12 protein-coding genes are annotated in these 14764 nt (G+C 72.7%); 4 read left to right on the top strand and 8 right to left on the bottom strand.

The window, feature by feature from the left end; genetic code table 11:
• Nucleotides 1-10: 10 nt before the first annotated feature.
• Nucleotides 11-1408: a WS/DGAT/MGAT family O-acyltransferase gene (locus OG371_RS29880; RefSeq protein WP_329058698.1), complete on the bottom strand. Its 1398-nt coding sequence runs from the start codon at nucleotides 1406-1408 to the stop codon at nucleotides 11-13.
• Between the two features lie 58 nt (nucleotides 1409-1466).
• Here OG371_RS29880 and OG371_RS29875 point away from each other — a divergent pair, with 58 nt between their 5' ends.
• Nucleotides 1467-2714, top strand: a complete 1248-nt coding sequence (locus OG371_RS29875) for an alpha/beta hydrolase (RefSeq protein WP_329058697.1) — start codon at nucleotides 1467-1469, stop codon at nucleotides 2712-2714.
• A 4-nt stretch (nucleotides 2715-2718) separates the two neighbouring features.
• Here OG371_RS29875 and folE read toward each other — a convergent pair whose 3' ends face one another.
• The gene (folE, locus tag OG371_RS29870) at nucleotides 2719-3318 is read right to left on the bottom strand and encodes a GTP cyclohydrolase I FolE (protein ID WP_329058696.1); all 600 of its coding nucleotides are present in this window, start codon (nucleotides 3316-3318) and stop codon (nucleotides 2719-2721) included.
• Nucleotides 3319-3516: 198 nt separating this feature from the next.
• Here folE and OG371_RS29865 point away from each other — a divergent pair, with 198 nt between their 5' ends.
• Nucleotides 3517-4158: a helix-turn-helix transcriptional regulator gene (locus OG371_RS29865; RefSeq protein WP_329073302.1), complete on the top strand. Its 642-nt coding sequence runs from the start codon at nucleotides 3517-3519 to the stop codon at nucleotides 4156-4158.
• A gap of 150 nt (nucleotides 4159-4308) precedes the next feature.
• Here the strand turns inward: OG371_RS29865 and OG371_RS29860 are convergent, their stop codons facing one another.
• The 3 genes from OG371_RS29860 to OG371_RS29850 form a co-directional block, all read right to left on the bottom strand.
• Nucleotides 4309-5493, bottom strand: a complete 1185-nt coding sequence (locus OG371_RS29860; RefSeq protein WP_329058695.1) for an SWIM zinc finger family protein — start codon at nucleotides 5491-5493, stop codon at nucleotides 4309-4311.
• Nucleotides 5493-8252, bottom strand: a complete 2760-nt coding sequence (locus tag OG371_RS29855) for a DEAD/DEAH box helicase (protein WP_329058694.1) — start codon at nucleotides 8250-8252, stop codon at nucleotides 5493-5495. The genes OG371_RS29860 and OG371_RS29855 overlap by 1 nt, the downstream gene beginning before the upstream one ends.
• A 126-nt stretch (nucleotides 8253-8378) precedes the next feature.
• Complete coding sequence (locus tag OG371_RS29850) at nucleotides 8379-10433, bottom strand: acyl-CoA dehydrogenase family protein (RefSeq protein ID WP_329058693.1); 2055 nt, start codon at nucleotides 10431-10433, stop codon at nucleotides 8379-8381.
• Nucleotides 10434-10578: 145 nt separating this feature from the next.
• Here OG371_RS29850 and kstR point away from each other — a divergent pair, with 145 nt between their 5' ends.
• Nucleotides 10579-11211 (top strand): cholesterol catabolism transcriptional regulator KstR, encoded by a 633-nt coding sequence (gene kstR, locus OG371_RS29845; protein WP_329058691.1) that lies wholly within the window; start codon nucleotides 10579-10581, stop codon nucleotides 11209-11211.
• A 40-nt stretch (nucleotides 11212-11251) separates the two neighbouring features.
• Here kstR and OG371_RS29840 read toward each other — a convergent pair whose 3' ends face one another.
• The 3 genes from OG371_RS29840 to OG371_RS29830 are packed head-to-tail and all read right to left on the bottom strand — an operon-like array spanning nucleotide 11252 to nucleotide 13937.
• Nucleotides 11252-12241, bottom strand: coding sequence for a TIGR03557 family F420-dependent LLM class oxidoreductase (locus OG371_RS29840; protein WP_329058690.1), 990 nt, complete (start codon nucleotides 12239-12241; stop codon nucleotides 11252-11254).
• Between the two features lie 15 nt (nucleotides 12242-12256).
• On the bottom strand, nucleotides 12257-13087 hold the full coding sequence (locus OG371_RS29835) for an LLM class F420-dependent oxidoreductase (RefSeq protein ID WP_329058688.1): 831 nt from the start codon (nucleotides 13085-13087) through the stop codon (nucleotides 12257-12259).
• Nucleotides 13088-13106: 19 nt separating this feature from the next.
• Nucleotides 13107-13937, bottom strand: a complete 831-nt coding sequence (locus OG371_RS29830) for an LLM class F420-dependent oxidoreductase (protein WP_329058687.1) — start codon at nucleotides 13935-13937, stop codon at nucleotides 13107-13109.
• A 103-nt stretch (nucleotides 13938-14040) separates the two neighbouring features.
• Here OG371_RS29830 and OG371_RS29825 point away from each other — a divergent pair, with 103 nt between their 5' ends.
• Nucleotides 14041-14748 carry a class I SAM-dependent methyltransferase gene (locus OG371_RS29825; RefSeq protein ID WP_329058686.1) on the top strand — a complete coding sequence of 236 codons (708 nt, stop codon included), beginning with the start codon at nucleotides 14041-14043 and terminating at the stop codon, nucleotides 14746-14748.
• The last annotated feature ends 16 nt before the right edge of the window (nucleotides 14749-14764 follow it).

Genomic DNA, 14764 nt, shown 5'->3' with positions numbered 1-14764 from the left:
TCATAAACACTCACGAGCTTTGCGGCGCCGCCTTGAGCAGCTCGTCCAACGCCTCCGGCAGGGCTTCGGCCAGCGGCCACAGGTCTTTCACGAGTTCCTTGGCGCCGATCAGGCCGACGCCGATCTTGCCGTCGTTGGACAGGACCGTGATGTTCAGGCCGGCGCCGTGGAAGACCGGGCCGAGCGGGTACAGGCCGGTGACGCGCGCGCCGAGCAGGTACAGCGGCACCGGCGGGCCGGGCACGTTGGAGATGATCAGGTTGTGCACCACCGGATGGCGCTCCGCCAGCCGCAGCGACGAGTAGGCGCGCACGCCGAGGCCGAACGCCGTCGCCGGGGAGAACTGGGCCCAGTCGGCGAGCATGTCGGCGTCGATGTCGTAGTGGTGGTCCTTGGACAGCCGGTTCGCCTCGGCCAGGAAGAACACCCGCGCCGCCGGGTCGCCCAGGTGCGTGGGCAGCGAGGCGAAGAACGCGGACACCTTGTTGCTGCCGTGGTCCCGCTCGGTGCGCTCGTGCACCGACACCGGGACGGTCGCCACCAGCGGGTCCTCCGGCAGTTCGCCGCGGCCGAGCAGGAACTGCCGCAGCGCGCCGGAAACGAGCGCCAGCACCACGTCGTTCACCGTGACGCCGAACGCGTTTTTCACCTGCTTGACGTCTTTCAGCTCGACCTGCGCGAACGCGACCGAGCGGTGGCCGGTGATGGTGCCGTTGAGCGAGGTCCGGGGCGCGGTGAACGGAACGGGCATTCCCTTGCCGCGCAACGCTTTCCCGACCCAGCGCGGCACCAGCTCCACCAGCTCGGGCAGCAGCCGCACCATTTCGAACGGGCGCCGGATCACCGACTCCACGCTCTCGCGCACCAGGTCGACACGGGTGGGCAGGCCGCTGTTCTGCTCCTCGCGCGGGACCTCGGGCAGCGGCGCGTCGGGCTCCAGCCCGGCCAGGTAGGTGATCAGGCTCGCGCCGCCGACGCCGTCCACACTGGCGTGGTGCATCTTGAGCAGCACCGCGACCTGGCCGTTCGACAGGCCTTCGATCACGTAGAGCTGCCACAGCGGGTACGCGCGATCCAGTCGCTGGCCCGCGATGTGCGCGCACAGCTCGGCCAGCTCGCGATCGTCCCCCGGCGACGGGACGCCGATGCGGTGCACGTGGTTGTCGAGGTCGAAATCCTCGTCCTCGACCCACACCGGATGGCTCAGGTTCCAGAGTGGATTGTGGAGTTTGCGGCGGAATGCCGGGATCAGCGCGACGCGCTCGGCCAGCCGCCGCTTGACCTCCTCGAACGAGTAGCCGCCGGGGATCGTGGAGCCGTCCAGGACGAGCAGGCCGCAGACGTGCAGGACCTGCGAAGGCGTCTCCAGGTAGAGGAAACTCGCGTCCAGCCCGCTCAATCTCTGCATGTCGCCAGGGTAAGCCAGAACGCGTCCGGGGGTGGATCGCGGCGGTAGCATCGGTGTGGTGAAGCCGAACTTCGTGACCCGCCGGGCGATGCAGCTCGGCCTCACCGCGCTGGCGCTGCGCCCGCCGCGCCGCCGTTCCACCTCGATCCCGGTGTTCTTCGGCGCGTGGCTGACCGACGAGCTGGCGCCGCACCTGCTCGGGCTCACCCTCGCCGACACCGCGCAGCACCTCGCCCGCCGCGGCCTGCGCACGCGGGGCGACCGCGCCGGGCTGGCGCTCGCCGCGCTTTCCGCCGCCGGGCTCGGCCGGCTGATCGTCACCGCGCAGAAGGCCCGCGGCGAGGTCGAGATGGCGTTGACCGAGGCGCTCGGCCCGGACTACAGCTCACGGCTGGAGCACCCGCCGAGCCCGCGCGACCTCGCGACGCCGTGGGGGCAGCTGGCGCTGCCGTTCCGCGGCCGTGACCCGGAGGTCGTGCGCGAGCGGAACATCCCGTATGCACCGGGTGGCAAACGCTTCCTGCTGGACGTCTTCCGCCCGCGCGAGCCGGTGACCGGCGCGCCCGTGCTGCTCCAGGTGCACGGCGGCGCGTGGACGATCGGCAACAAGGACGAGCAGGGCCAGCCCCTGATGCGCCACCTCGCGCGCCGCGGCTGGGTGTGCGTGGCGATCAACTACCCGCTGGCGCCGGCGAGCCGGTGGCCGGCCCACATCGTCGCGGCGAAACGGTCGCTGGCCTGGATCCGGGAGAACATCGCGTCCTACGGCGGGGATCCGAATTTCGTCGCCGTGACCGGCGGTTCGGCCGGCGGGCACCTCGCGGCGCTGCTCGCGCTGAGCCAGAACGACCCCGCACTGCAGCCGGGCTTCACCGAAGCGGACACGAGTGTGCAGGCGTGTGTGCCGCACTACGGCGTGTACGACATCGCCGCCACCAGCGGCGCGGAGGAAAGCAAGTACCGGCTGGAAAGCCTGCTCGCGGGCCGGGTCTTCGCGGCCGACCGCGACCCGGTGAACTACCTCGACGACTACATCGCCGCCTCGCCGCTGGACCGGGTGTCCGAGGAGGCCCCGCCGTTTTTCGTGATCCACGGCAAGCACGATTCGCTGGTGCCGGTGCAGGAGGCGCGCGAGTTCGTCGACCGCCTGCGCTCGAAGTCCCAGCAGCCGGTGGCGTACGCCGAGCTGGCCGGCGCGCAGCACGCGTTCGACGTGTTCCCCTCGATCCGCAGCGCCCACGTGGTCCGCGGGGTGGAGCGGTTCTTGGACCACACCTATCGGGCGTGGGCCGCCGCCGGCGAGTAGCGCGTTACTTGTTGACGCCGGTAAGCGCGAAGAATTCCGAACGGGAGCGCGCGTCCTCCCGCAGTGTGCCCAGCAGCGCCGAGGTGACGGTGCTGGACCCAATGGCCTGGACGCCGCGCAGGGTCATGCACGAATGCTCGGCCTCGATCACCACGCCGACGCCCTTCGGGCCGAGCTGGTCCGAAAGCCAGCCGGCGACCTGCTTGGTCAGCCGTTCCTGCACCTGCGGCCGGCAGGCGAAGTGCTCGACCACGCGCGCCAGCTTCGAAAGGCCGAGGATCCGCTCGCCCGGCAGGTAGCCCACGTGCGCGACGCCGGTGAACGGCAGCAGGTGGTGCTCGCACACCGACCGCACCGGGATGTCCCTGGCCAGCACCAGCTCGTCGTACCCCTCGTCGTTGGGGAAGGTGGTGAGGTCGAACGGGCGCGGGGTGAACATCTCCGCGTACGCGCGGGCCATGCGCTCGGGCGTGCCCCGCAGGCTCTCCGACTCGAGGCTGACGCCGAGCGCCCGCAGGAAGTCGCCCGCCGCGCGCTCGGCGGCGTCGAGGTCGATGCCGTGATCGGGTTCGTGGACCACGTGGAGAGCGGAGCCGGAGCGCATGGATGGTCCTCGATTCCCTCGGTCTTTCGCACATGAATCTTGGTCTTATTCGGTGACGTGGTCAAGATGACCAGCTCAGATGTGGGAGCGGCCACTTGTGGACATGTTGTTGGGCGTTATCGTGGAGGGGTGACGACTGAGCCCGCCGTCCCGGCGATCAAGGCCGTGGCGGCGCTGGAAGAAGACCTGCGCCGCGGCATGTACGGCTTCATCCGCTCCGCGCGGCGCCCCGTCACGCGCGACGAGGCCGCCGCGTCGGTCGGCATCTCCCGCAAGCTCGCCGCGTTCCACCTGGACAAGCTGGTGGCCGCCGGCCTGCTGCGCGCCCGCTACGAGGCGGTCGGCGGCGTCCGCCGGGTCGGCCGCACGCCGAAGGTCTACGAGCTGGCCGGCACCGACTTCACGGTCACCATCCCGCCCCGCCGCCCCGCCCTGCTCGCCGACATCCTCCTCGACGCCGTCGTCACCGAACGCGAAGGCGAAACCGCCCGGCAGGCCACGGTGCGCGTCGCCGCCACCCAGGGCGAGGACCTCGGCACCGCCGAACGCACCGGCTCCCGCCCGGGCCGCCTGAGCACCGAACGCGGCCTCACCCTCACCGAAACCGTCCTGTCCCGCCACGGCTTCGAACCCAGCCGCGAGTCGCCGACCCGTGTGCGCTTGCGCAACTGCCCGTTCCACCCGCTGGCGGCGAAGGCGCCGGACCTCGTTTGCGGGGTGACACAGGCCTTTCTGACCGGGATCGTGACTGGTCTGCATGTGCCGAACGTCGAGGCGGTGTTGGTGCCGCCTGGGCCTGGCGAGTGTTGCGTGGAGCTGCGGGGCAATCCGGGAAACTGACCGCGGCGCCGCGCTTTGCCCCGCGAGGATCGGGGACGCGCGCTCCGATCCGCGGTGCCACGGCGACTCACCCGGCGAGCGCCGGGCTCGACGGGTGCCGAGCCGGAGCGGGGTGCGGCGGCGCTTCGATCTGCAGTGGCCAAGGCAGCTTCATTCCGGCTCGCCCGGCGGGTAGGCCAAGTCCAACGGCCGGGCGGCGGGTGGGCCGTCCAAGGACCAGGACGGGCCGGTGCGGAGGAATCGGTACCAGCGGTGATCGCGGCCGTAGCGGAGTTGCAGGGAGCCTTGCGTCACGCGGTTGCGCCAGGTCTTCACCGGGTCCGGCTGGCCCGCCTCGGCCAGGTCGGCGCGGGCGGCGGCGAGGGCGGCCGCGGCTGGGGTCCAGGTGTCGCGCAGGGCGGACAGGCCGGGGCGGCCCGCTTCGCGCCAGGCGTGGGCCCATGCGGCCAAGTCACTTACCGAGACGCCGGCCGCGGAGGCCAGTGCCGGCACGTCGGCGGCTGGGCGGGCGGCTGGGCGGGCGGCGCGGCGGGCCAGGTCTTCCTCGAAAGTCAAGTCCACGGCGCCGGTGCCGGCCAGCAGTTCGCGGGCCAGTGACGCGGCGTCGGCGGCCAAGGTGCCCAGCGCGCCGGTCGTCCAGCCCGTGCTCGGGGGCGGGTCGAGGTCCAGGACGGCGGGCGGGCCCGGTTCGGCGGGCACCGGCGGCAGTGCGGGCGGGGCGGTGACGCGGCGGGAGTAGGCGCGGCGCGGGGTCAGGCCCGGGTCGGGCGGGCGCACGGACCCGGACCCGGCGCGCGCGGACGGGGCCCGGCGGGCGCGCAGGTCGGCCAATACCTCGTCGCGGGGGCGGCCGCGGAGCTTGAACAGCACAAACGGGTCGGCGTCCACCTCGTCGGCTACCAGGTAGTAGACGGCGGCGACGTGCTTGCACGGGTTCGCCGGGTCCGGGCACGAGCAGCGCGGCCGCAGGTCGCCGGGGCCGGGCAGGAGGTCGGCGCCCGCCTCGCGGGACTGGGCGGCCAGCTCCTCGGGCAGCTCGCCGTCGAGCAGCGCCGCGGTGTGGCCGAGGCGGCGGCCGGCGACGTCCAGCAGCGTCTCCCACGCCTGCGGCGTGAACTCGCGCATCCGGATCTTCACCCGGTACGGCTGCGGAAGGCTCCCCCGCACCCGCGCCGTCACCTCCCCCGCACCGATGCTCAGCCCGCTGACTGTGTCCTTCCGCGCGTACGTGCGGCCGCGCGGCAGGCGGTTCGGGTCGAGACTCGCGCGGTGCTCCAGCGCCTCCACCCAGGCCCGGCCCCACCAGGTGTTGCCGAACGTCCGCCGCGGCGGCATCAGCCGGCCCCGAGCCGGACGAGGTCGGCGATCTGGTCGTCCGACAGCTCGGTGATCCAGTCCTCTCCCGCTCCGACCACGGCGTCGGCCAGCCCGCGCTTGGTCTCCAGCACGGCGGCGATCCGCTCCTCCAGCGTGCCCTCGGCGATCAGCCGGTGGACCTGCACGGGCCGGTCCTGGCCGATCCGGTACGCGCGGTCGGTCGCCTGGTCCTCGACGGCCGGGTTCCACCAGCGGTCGTAGTGGATCACGTGCGTGGCCCGCGTCAGGTTGAGCCCGACGCCGCCCGCCTTGAGCGACAACAGAAACACCGGCACCTCGCCGGCCTGGAACCGCGCCACCATCTCGTCGCGCCGCTTCGGCCCGACCTCGCCGGACAACAGCTCCGTCGGCAGCCCACGCTCGGCCAGCCGCCGTTCGAGCAGGCGGCAGAGCTGCACGTACTGGCTGAACACCAGCACGCTGTCGCCCTCGTCGAGGATCACCTCGAGCAGCTCCTCGAACGCGGCGAGCTTGCCCGAGCGCCCGGTCAGCACGCCGCCGCTCTCCTTGAGGAACTGCGCCGGGTGATTGCAGATCTGCTTCAGCTCGGTGAGCAGCTTGAGCACCTGCCCCCGCCGCTGCACGCCCTGGGACTCCCGGATCTGCGCCAGGTTCTCCCGCACCACGGCCTCGTACAGGGTGGTCTGCTCCGCGGTCAGCGGGACGAACCGGTCGGTCTCGGTCTTGCGCGGCAGCTCCGGCGCAATGTCCGGGTCGGTTTTGCGGCGCCGCAACAGGAACGGCCGCACGGTGGTGGCCAGCCGCTCGGTGGCCGCCGGATCGCGGTCGCGCTCGATCGGCCGCGCGACGGTGCGGCGGAACCGCTCCAGCGAGCCGAGCAGGCCCGGCGTCGTCCAGTCCACAAGGGACCACAGCTCGGTCAGCCGGTTCTCCACCGGGGTGCCGGTCAACGCCACGCGCGCGGCCGCCGGCACCTTCCGCAGCTCTTTCGCCGTGGCGGACAACGGGTTCTTCACGTGCTGGGCCTCGTCCGCGGCGACCAGCCCCCACTCCACTTCGGACAGTGACTCGCGATCACGGCGCAGCACGCCGTACGTGGCCAGCACCACCTCGTCGGCCGCCAGCCCGTCGAGATGCCGCCCGCCGCCGTGGAACCGCCGCACCGGCACGCCCGGCGCGAACTTCGCGAACTCGCGCTCCCAGTTGCCCAGCAGCGACGTCGGGCAAAGCACCAGCGTCGGCCCGGCGCCGAGCGGGCGGCGATGCAGGTGCAGCGCGATCAGCTGCACGGTCTTGCCCAGCCCCATGTCGTCGGCCAGGCAGGCGCCCAGGCCGAGCCCGGTCATCGTGGCCAGCCAGCCGAGGCCGGCCAGCTGGTACGGGCGCAGGGTCGCGGTCAGCCCCGGCGGGGACGCGACCGGCTCGGGCTCACGCTCGCGCAGCCGTTCCACCAGCCCGGCCAGCGCGGGCTGGGCCGCGAACTCGACCGTCTCGCCGTCCAGCTCCAGCTCGCCGGTGAGCGCGGCGGCCAATGCTTCGGCGCCGGTCAGCTTGCGCGACCGGCGGGCGCGCATCCGGGCCAGCAGGAACGGATCGAGCTTCACCCACTGGCCGCGCAGGCGCACCAGTGGCCGCTTGGCCTCGGCCAGCGCCGCGACCTCCTCGTCGGTCAGCTCCGACCCGCCGAGGCTCAGCCGCCAGCGGAACTTCAGCAGGCCGTTCAACGGGAAGGCCGGGCCGCCCTCGCTCGCCGGGGCCTGGGTGGCGCTCGCCTTCGCCTTCAGCTCACCGGCGAACAGGTCCTTCGGCCACAGCACCTCGATGCCGGCGCCGCCCAGCTCACGGGTGCCGTCGGTGAGCAGGCCGACCACCTCGTCGTCGGTCAGCGCCAGCTCGGTGGGCGCCGGCTCGGACAGCACCCGGCCCAGCGGCGCCCACGCCCGCGCGCCGCGGCGCAGCCCGAGCAGCAGCTGGGTCTCGACCTGGTCGCCGAGCCGGTGCAGCACGGCTTCCGGTGCGTCCCAGAGCGTCGCGGCCTCGACGACCAGGCTCGGCTCCACAGTGGACCGAACGGCCAGCACCCCCGCGAACTCCGGCTCGTCGCCGCCCTCGCGCGCCTCGATGCGCAGGATCAGCTGGACGCCGTGCGGGCGGCGGGTCTCCAGCTCGGTGAGCCAGGCTGCGCCGTCCGGGCCGATCAGGGTGGGCTCCGGCTCGGCGAAGGCCGGGCCGCCCGCCCCGACGGTGGCCGCGGGGCTGCGCACGAGGACGTCGGCCGCCGCGTCCCAGAGCGCGCGGACCAGCGACTCCGGCGAGTGCAGGCGGATCCGCTTGACGCCGGACAACGGCAGCGCGTGGGCCTCCGGCGGCAGCGCGGCGGCCAGGTCCCGCAACAGCGCCTCGTCCGCGGCGTCGAGCGGCCCGACCCGCCACGATCCGACGCCGCCCGGCGTGACGGCGGGCCGCAGCCGCCCGCGCGCCACCAGGTTCACCCCGGCGTTGACGGCCGCCGACCACGCGGTGAGCGCCGGGCCGGCGTCGTCCGGCACCACGAGCAGCCGCGGGATGGCCTGCGCGAGCGGCACCAGACGGGCGGAAACCTTGGTGCGCGCGAACTTCCCGCCCGAGGGCAGCACCAGCTCGATCGCGGTGTCTCCCGCGACCTCGTCTCCCCAGAGCGCCAGCACCCCGTCCCGCGGCGGATCCGACGGGACGTAGGTGGCCTGGGTGTGCGTGCCGTACTCCACGACCAGCACCGTAGGCCAGGGGTACGACAAACGGCGCAACCGGAGGTGCGAAAGTCCCCCTCGCGGCGCGGGGGACCTGGCCGCGACCGGTCAAGATTTCCGGCGGCCCGGGGTCGTGCCCGCCACCGGCGCTGCTCAGCGGGGCAGGCCGAGGAGCCGTTCCGCGGCCGCGGTGCGGAGGATCTGAGTCGTGCCGCCCGCGATGGACAGGCAGCGGGTCATGAGGAACTCGTGCGGCACCTCACCCCCGGCCTCCAACGCCGACGGGCCCATCAGGTCCAGCGCGAACTCCGCGACCTCCTGCCGATGCCGGACGCCGAGCAGCTTGCGGACGCCCGACTCCGCGCCGGGGCTCCGTCCGTCCAGCCGCCGGAGGGTGGCCCGCAGGTCCAGCACCGAGCACGCGCTGCCCTCGCCCACCAAGGCGCCCAGCCGTTCCCGCGCGGCCTCGCCCAGGCCCGCGGCACCGGAAGCGTCCGAACCGTTCAGCGTGGCAACGAGATTCTCGACCCCCTCCCCCACCGCCGAGCCGCTGCCGATGGCCACCCGCTCGTTCGCCAGGGTCGTGCGGGCCAGCCGCCAGCCCGCGCCCGGCTCGCCGACCACGTCCGCGTCCGGGACGAAGACCTCGTCCAGGAAGACCTCGTTGAACACGCTCTCGCCGGTGATCTCGCGCAGCGGGCGGGTGGTGATGCCGGGCGCGCGCATGTCGACCAGGAAGTACGTGATTCCCTTGTGTTTCGGCACTTCCTGGTCGGTCCGGGCCAGGCAGATGGCCCAGTCGGCCTCGTGCGCCAGCGAGGTCCAGACCTTCTGGCCGGTCAGGCGCCAGCCGCCGTCGGCGCGGCGGGCAGTGGTGCGCAGGGCGGCCAGGTCGGAGCCCGCGCCGGGTTCGCTGAACAGCTGGCACCAGGTCAGCTCGCCACGCAGGGTCGGGCCGGCGAAGCGGTCGCGCTGTTCTTCGGTGCCGTGGTCGAGGATCGTCGGGATCGCCCACGCGCCGATGACCAGATCGGGCCGCCGTACGCCCGCCGACGCCAGCGCCGCGTCGATCCGCAGCTGTTCGGCCGCGTCCGCGCCACGGCCGTGGGGCGCGGGCCAGTGCGGGGCGAGCAGGCCGGCGTCGGCCAGCGCGACCCGTTGCTCTTCGCCTGGCAGCGCGGCGATTTCCATGGCCTCGCGAGTCTGTGACGGGTCCGTGCCGACGTCGACGGCCAACGTCCGCCGCGCCCCCGCCAGCGTCAGGTCCGCCGCGAGCCGCCGCCAGCGGGCCGAGCCACCCAGCCAGTGCCGCAACGCCAGCGCGCGCCGCAGGTACAGGTGCGCAGCGTGCTCCCAGGTGAACCCGATGCCGCCCAGCACCTGGACGCAGTCCTTCGCGTTCTCGACGGCCGCGTCGAGCGCCACCGCGGCCGCGCTCGCCGCCGCCAGCGCGTGTTCCGGACCGCCGGCCGCGCTGGCCGCGTCCCAGGCCAGCGCCTCCGCGGACTCGGCGCGGCACAGCATCTCCGCGCACAGGTGCTTGACCGCCTGGAATGACCCGATCGGGTGACCGAACTGCTCGCGCACCTTCGCGTACTCGACCGCCGTGGTGAGGCACCACCGCGCGACGCCCGCTGCCTCGGCGACGGCGAGCGTCGCGGCCATCTCCTCGACCCCGCCGATCCCGCCGTCGGCCGACGAAGGCGAATACCGCACCCGGGCCAGCGGGGCCGAGAAGTCCAATGGCGCCAACGGTTCCACCTCAGCAGAACCCGGCGGCAGCAGCACGTGGCCGTCCGGTCCGGGCAGCAGCAGCCACGACGCCGCGTCCGCGCCGGGCACCAGCGAGCTGCCCGCCAGCCCGACGGCAATCCGTTCCGTGCCTTCGGCCAGCGCGGGCACCAATTCCTTGGCACGCGGGTGGTCCGCGAGCAGCAACGCGCCCAGCGCCGTGCCGAGCACCGGCCCCGGCACCAGCGCCTCGGCCGCCGCGGCGAGCCCGGCCGCGAGGTCCGCGACGGTCCCGTCCGCGCCCCCGGCCGAAGCGGGCAGCGCGACGCCGAACAAGCCCAGCGCGGCAAAGCCTTCCGGCAGCGACGCGCCGCCGCCTTCCGCGGCGCGGACCGCCGCGACCGGGTCGTGGGCCGCGGCCCAGTCATGGATCGCCGCGGCCAGCGCGGCCTGTTCCTCGGTGAGTGCGACCGGCATCGGCCCTCCTCGCGGGTACGGGACTACTGGCGAGTGTAGAACGTGTTACAGTTTTTCGGCCAGTGGGTCACCGGTTGAACGCTTCGCCAGGGGAGGTACGCTCAGACCAGAACTGGAACGGGTTCCGGACGTGGAGGAGAAACCGATGCCGGGCAAGGCGAAGGCTCCGGCGGCGAAGGCGCGCTCCAACGGGCTCGGCGCGATCGGCGACGAGCTCGGGTCCGCGGCACAGCGCGACCGGCGCCGCCGCATCATCGACGCGACCCTCGCGCTCGCGTCGAAGGGCGGCTACGACGCCGTCCAGATGCGGGCCGTGGCCGAGAAGGCCGACGTCGCGCTGGGCACGCTGTACCGCTACTTCCCGTCGAAGATCCACCTGCTCGTCTCCGGCCTGGCCCGGCAGTTCGAGCGGGCCCAGGAGAAGATGGAGCGCGCCGCGATCCCGGGTGAGACCCCCGCGGAGCGGCTGATGTTCGTGCTGGGCCGCAACACCCGGCTGATGCAGCGCGACCCGCACCTGACCGAGGCGATGGTGCGCGCGTTCATGTTCGCCGACACCTCCGCGGCCGCCGAGGTCGAGCTGGTCGGCCGGCAGATGGAGGAGATGTTCGCCCAGGCCATGGGCATCGACGAGCCGACCGACGCCGACCGCGACATCTTCCACGTGGTCGCCGACGTCTGGATGGCGAACCTGGTGGCCTGGGTGACGCGCCGGGCGTCGGCGGCCGACGTCGCGAACCGGCTGGAGCTGTCCGTCCACCTGCTGCTGGACAAGTGAAAGGGGCCCGCGGCGCACCGCGGGCCCCTTTCGTTCAAGCTCAGGCGTTGAGCTTCGGCAGAACTTCCTTGCCGAAAGCGTCGAGGAACGCGTCTTGGTTGCGGCCCACGTTGTGGATGTAGATCCGGTTGAAGCCCGCGTCCACGTACTTCTGCAGCGCGGCGCGGTGCACGTCCAGGTCGGACGAGACGACCATGCGGCCCTCGAAGTCCTCGCGGCGCACCAGCTTCGCCATCTGCTGGAAGTCGAACGGCGAGCGCACGTCGGCCTTCGGGAACTTCATCCCGCCGTTGGGCCACTGGTCCAGCGCGTTGGCCCACGCCGTCTCGTCGTCCTCGGCCCAGGACAGGTGCACCTGCAGCAGCTTCGGCATCTCGTCCGGGTTCTTGCCCGCCTTCTTGGCGCCGGCCTCGAAGTTCTCCACGATCCCGGCCAGCTTCTCGATCGACGCGCCCGGCGTGATCAGGCCGTCGGCCAGCTCACCGGTCTTGCGCGAGGTGTACGGGCCCGCGGAGGCGATGTACACCGGCGGCGGCGTGTCCGGCAGCGTCCACAGCCGCGTGCTGTGCAGCTTGAAGAACTCGCCGTTGTGCTTGACGTCCTTGCCGGTGAACAGCTTCCGGATCACCTCCAGCGCCTCGAACATCCGCCGCACGCGCTCGGGCGCCTCCGGCCAGTAGCCGCCGATGATGTGCTCGTTGAGCGCCTCGCCCGACCCGATGCCCAGCCAGGTCCGGCCCGGGTAGGTCGCCTCCAGCGTCGCCGCGGCCTGCGCGACCATCGCCGGGTGCAGCCGGAACGACGGGCAGGTCACGCCCGGTCCGAGGTCACCCGTCGTGTTCTCGGCCAGCGAAGCCAGCACGCTCCACACGAACGAGGCCTCGCCCTGCTGCGGGACCCACGGCTGGAAGTGGTCCGCCGCCATCTGCCCGGAGAAGCCCCGCTCCTCCGCGGCCTTCGCCAACCGGATCGACTCTCGCGGCGAGAACTGCTCCAGCGCCGCCGCCAGGCCGATTTGCACGTCACTCACGCGTTTTCCGCTCCTTCACCGATACTCTTCGACGATCTTGGCCAGATTGTCCAGCCGGTCCAGGGTCTTCGCCTCCGGATGCGTACCGAGCAGGAGCGTGATCCGCTCGACGCCCGCCGCCACGTAGGCGTCCAGCAGCGTGCGGTCCTTGCTGCCCACCGCGAACATCGACACCGGAGTGCCCGGCGCGACCTCGTCCCGCAGCGCCATCATCGGCGCCACGGCCTCGGGCACCACCACCGAGTTCGGCATCCACACCCCGCCGTGCCGGCCCGCGCGCCGCGCCGCGAACCGGCTGTTGCCGCCGACGTAGATCGGCGGGTGCGGCTCCTGCACCGGCTTGGGCCACGTCACGGCGCGGTCGAAATTCGTGAACTCGCCGTGGAAGGTGGCCTCTTCGTTGGTCCACAACGCCTTCATCGCGTTCAGCCGCTCGTCGAGCAGCCGGCCGCGGGTGTCCGGGTCGGTGCCGTGGTCCCGCATCTCCTCGAGGTTCCAGCCCGCGCCCACGCCGAAGAGCACCCGCCCGCCGGAGTAGTGGTCGAGCGAGGCGACCTCCTTCGCGGTCTGGATCGGGTCGCGCTGCGCGAGCAGGGTGACGCCGAGGCCCAGCAGCAGCGTCGTGGTCACCGAGGCGGCCGCGGTGAGCGCCACGAACGGGTCGTACATCCGGTAGTAGAACGCCGGCAACTCGCCCCCGGCCGGGTAGGGCGACTGCCGGTCCGCCGGGATGTGCGAGTGCTCCCCGACGAACAGCGAATCGAACCCGCGCTCCTCGACGCCGCGGGCGAGCACGTCGGGGCGGACGCCCTCATCGGTCACGAAACTGAAGATCCCGAACCTCATACGCTCATCGAACCACGGTTCACCGGTGTCCCGCCGCCAGCCGGGCGAGGTCGTCGAGCGCGGTGAGCGTCTCGGCCTCGGGCATCGTGGGCAGCATGAACGTGTAGCGCTCCACGCCGGCCTCGGCGAACCGCTTGACCACGTCCCCGTCCGCGGCGCCGCCGAACACGGTGAACGGCACGTTGTCTCGGCCCTGCTCGGCCAGCCAGTCGCGGACGCGCCGGATCTCGTCGGCCGGGGTGGACGAGCGCGGCAGCCAGGCGTCGCCGTGCTTGGCGAGCCGGCGCAGCGCGGCCGGGCTCTCGCCGCCGATGTAGACCGGCACGTGCGGCTGCTGCACCGGCTTCGGCCAGGAGAAGATCGGGTCGAAGTCGACGTGCTTGCCGTGGTATTCGGCCTGCTCGGTGGTCCAGATGGCCTTGAGCGCCTCGATCTGCTCGTCCATCAGCGCGCCGCGGGTGGCCGGGTCGGTGCCGTGGTTGGCCATCTCCTCGCGGTTCCACCCCACGCCCACGCCGAACGCGACCCGCCCGCGCGAGATCAGGTCGAGCGAGGCGACCTCCTTCGCGGTGTGGATCACGCCGCGCTGGATCAGCAGGGCGATGCCGGTGCCGAGCACCAGGTCCGAGGTGCGCGCGGCGGCCGCGGTCAACGCCACGAACGGGTCGAGCGAGCGGTAGTAGACCCGCGGCAAGTCACCGCCGCCCGGGTACGGCGTCTCGCGGCTCGCCGGGATGTGCGAGTGCTCGGCGATGAAGAGCGAGTCGAAGCCGCGCTCCTCCAGTGCCTCGCCCAGCACGTCGGGCCGGATGCCGTCGTCGGTCACGAACGTGGAGATCCCGAAGTCCATGACTCGTTCTACCCGCCGTCCGGCCGGGGTATTCCCGCGCGGTTGACACCTCACCGGATGGGCTGCAAAGTGGAAATCATCAACCGTTGAAAAGGAGTCTCGCATGAGCCTGCCGGACCTCGATTTCGAGCAGCTGTACCAGGGGCAGAGCCCGATGGGCGGCGCGATGCCCTGGGACATCGGCGCCCCGCAGCCGGTGCTGGTCGCGCTGGAGGAATCCGGCGGCTTCCGCGGCGAGGTGCTCGACGTGGGCAGCGGCCTGGGCGAGAACGCCGCGTTCCTCGCCTCCCGCGGCTACCGCGTGACCGGCGTCGACGGCTCCCCGACGGCCGTGCGGCGGGCCCAGGAGCGCGCGGCCGCCAAGGGGCTGGAAGTCGGCTTCGAGGTCGCCGACGCCACCCGGCTGGACGGGCTCGAGAACCGCTTCGACACCGTCCTCGACAGCGCGCTTTACCACTGCCTGGACGAAGAACAGCGGCACAGTTACGTCGCCGCGCTGATCCGGGCCACGCGTCCCGGCGCGCGCCTGCACATCTTCTGCTTCTCCGACGCGCTGCCCGAAGGCTTCCCCACGCCGTTCCGGATCAGCGAGCGGAACCTGCGGGAGACCGTCGGCGAGGGCGGCTGGCGGATCACCAGCCTGGCGCCGGCGCTGTACACCACGGCGGTGACGCCGGCGGAGATGAAGACCACCGTCGAGGCGTTCATGCCGGGGCAGAGCTTCGACGCCGCGATGCTCGGCTCGTTGCCAGTGGACGAAAACGGACGGGTCCGCGCGCCGGTCTGGCAGCTCGCCGCCGAACGCGCGTAACCCGATCGCCTCGTCA

Source organism: Amycolatopsis sp. NBC_01480, from assembly GCF_036227205.1.
Classification (GTDB): Bacteria; Actinomycetota; Actinomycetes; order Mycobacteriales; family Pseudonocardiaceae; genus Amycolatopsis.
This window is presented reverse-complemented; position numbering and strand designations above follow the sequence as displayed.

Excerpts from the sequence above, each read along its gene's own strand:
- folE (WP_329058696.1), bottom strand. The coding sequence starts at position 3,318 with ATGCGCTCCGGCTCCGCTCTCCACGTGGTCCACGAACCCGATCACGGC.
- OG371_RS29865 (WP_329073302.1), top strand. The coding sequence starts at position 3,517 with ATGTACGGCTTCATCCGCTCCGCGCGGCGCCCCGTCACGCGCGACGAG.
- OG371_RS29835 (WP_329058688.1), bottom strand. The coding sequence starts at position 13,087 with ATGAGGTTCGGGATCTTCAGTTTCGTGACCGATGAGGGCGTCCGCCCC.
- OG371_RS29830 (WP_329058687.1), bottom strand. The coding sequence starts at position 13,937 with ATGGACTTCGGGATCTCCACGTTCGTGACCGACGACGGCATCCGGCCC.
- OG371_RS29850 (WP_329058693.1), bottom strand. The coding sequence starts at position 10,433 with ATGCCGGTCGCACTCACCGAGGAACAGGCCGCGCTGGCCGCGGCGATC.
- OG371_RS29825 (WP_329058686.1), top strand. The coding sequence starts at position 14,041 with ATGAGCCTGCCGGACCTCGATTTCGAGCAGCTGTACCAGGGGCAGAGC.
- OG371_RS29880 (WP_329058698.1), bottom strand. The coding sequence starts at position 1,408 with ATGCAGAGATTGAGCGGGCTGGACGCGAGTTTCCTCTACCTGGAGACG.
- OG371_RS29860 (WP_329058695.1), bottom strand. The coding sequence starts at position 5,493 with ATGCCGCCGCGGCGGACGTTCGGCAACACCTGGTGGGGCCGGGCCTGG.
- kstR (WP_329058691.1), top strand. The coding sequence starts at position 10,579 with ATGCCGGGCAAGGCGAAGGCTCCGGCGGCGAAGGCGCGCTCCAACGGG.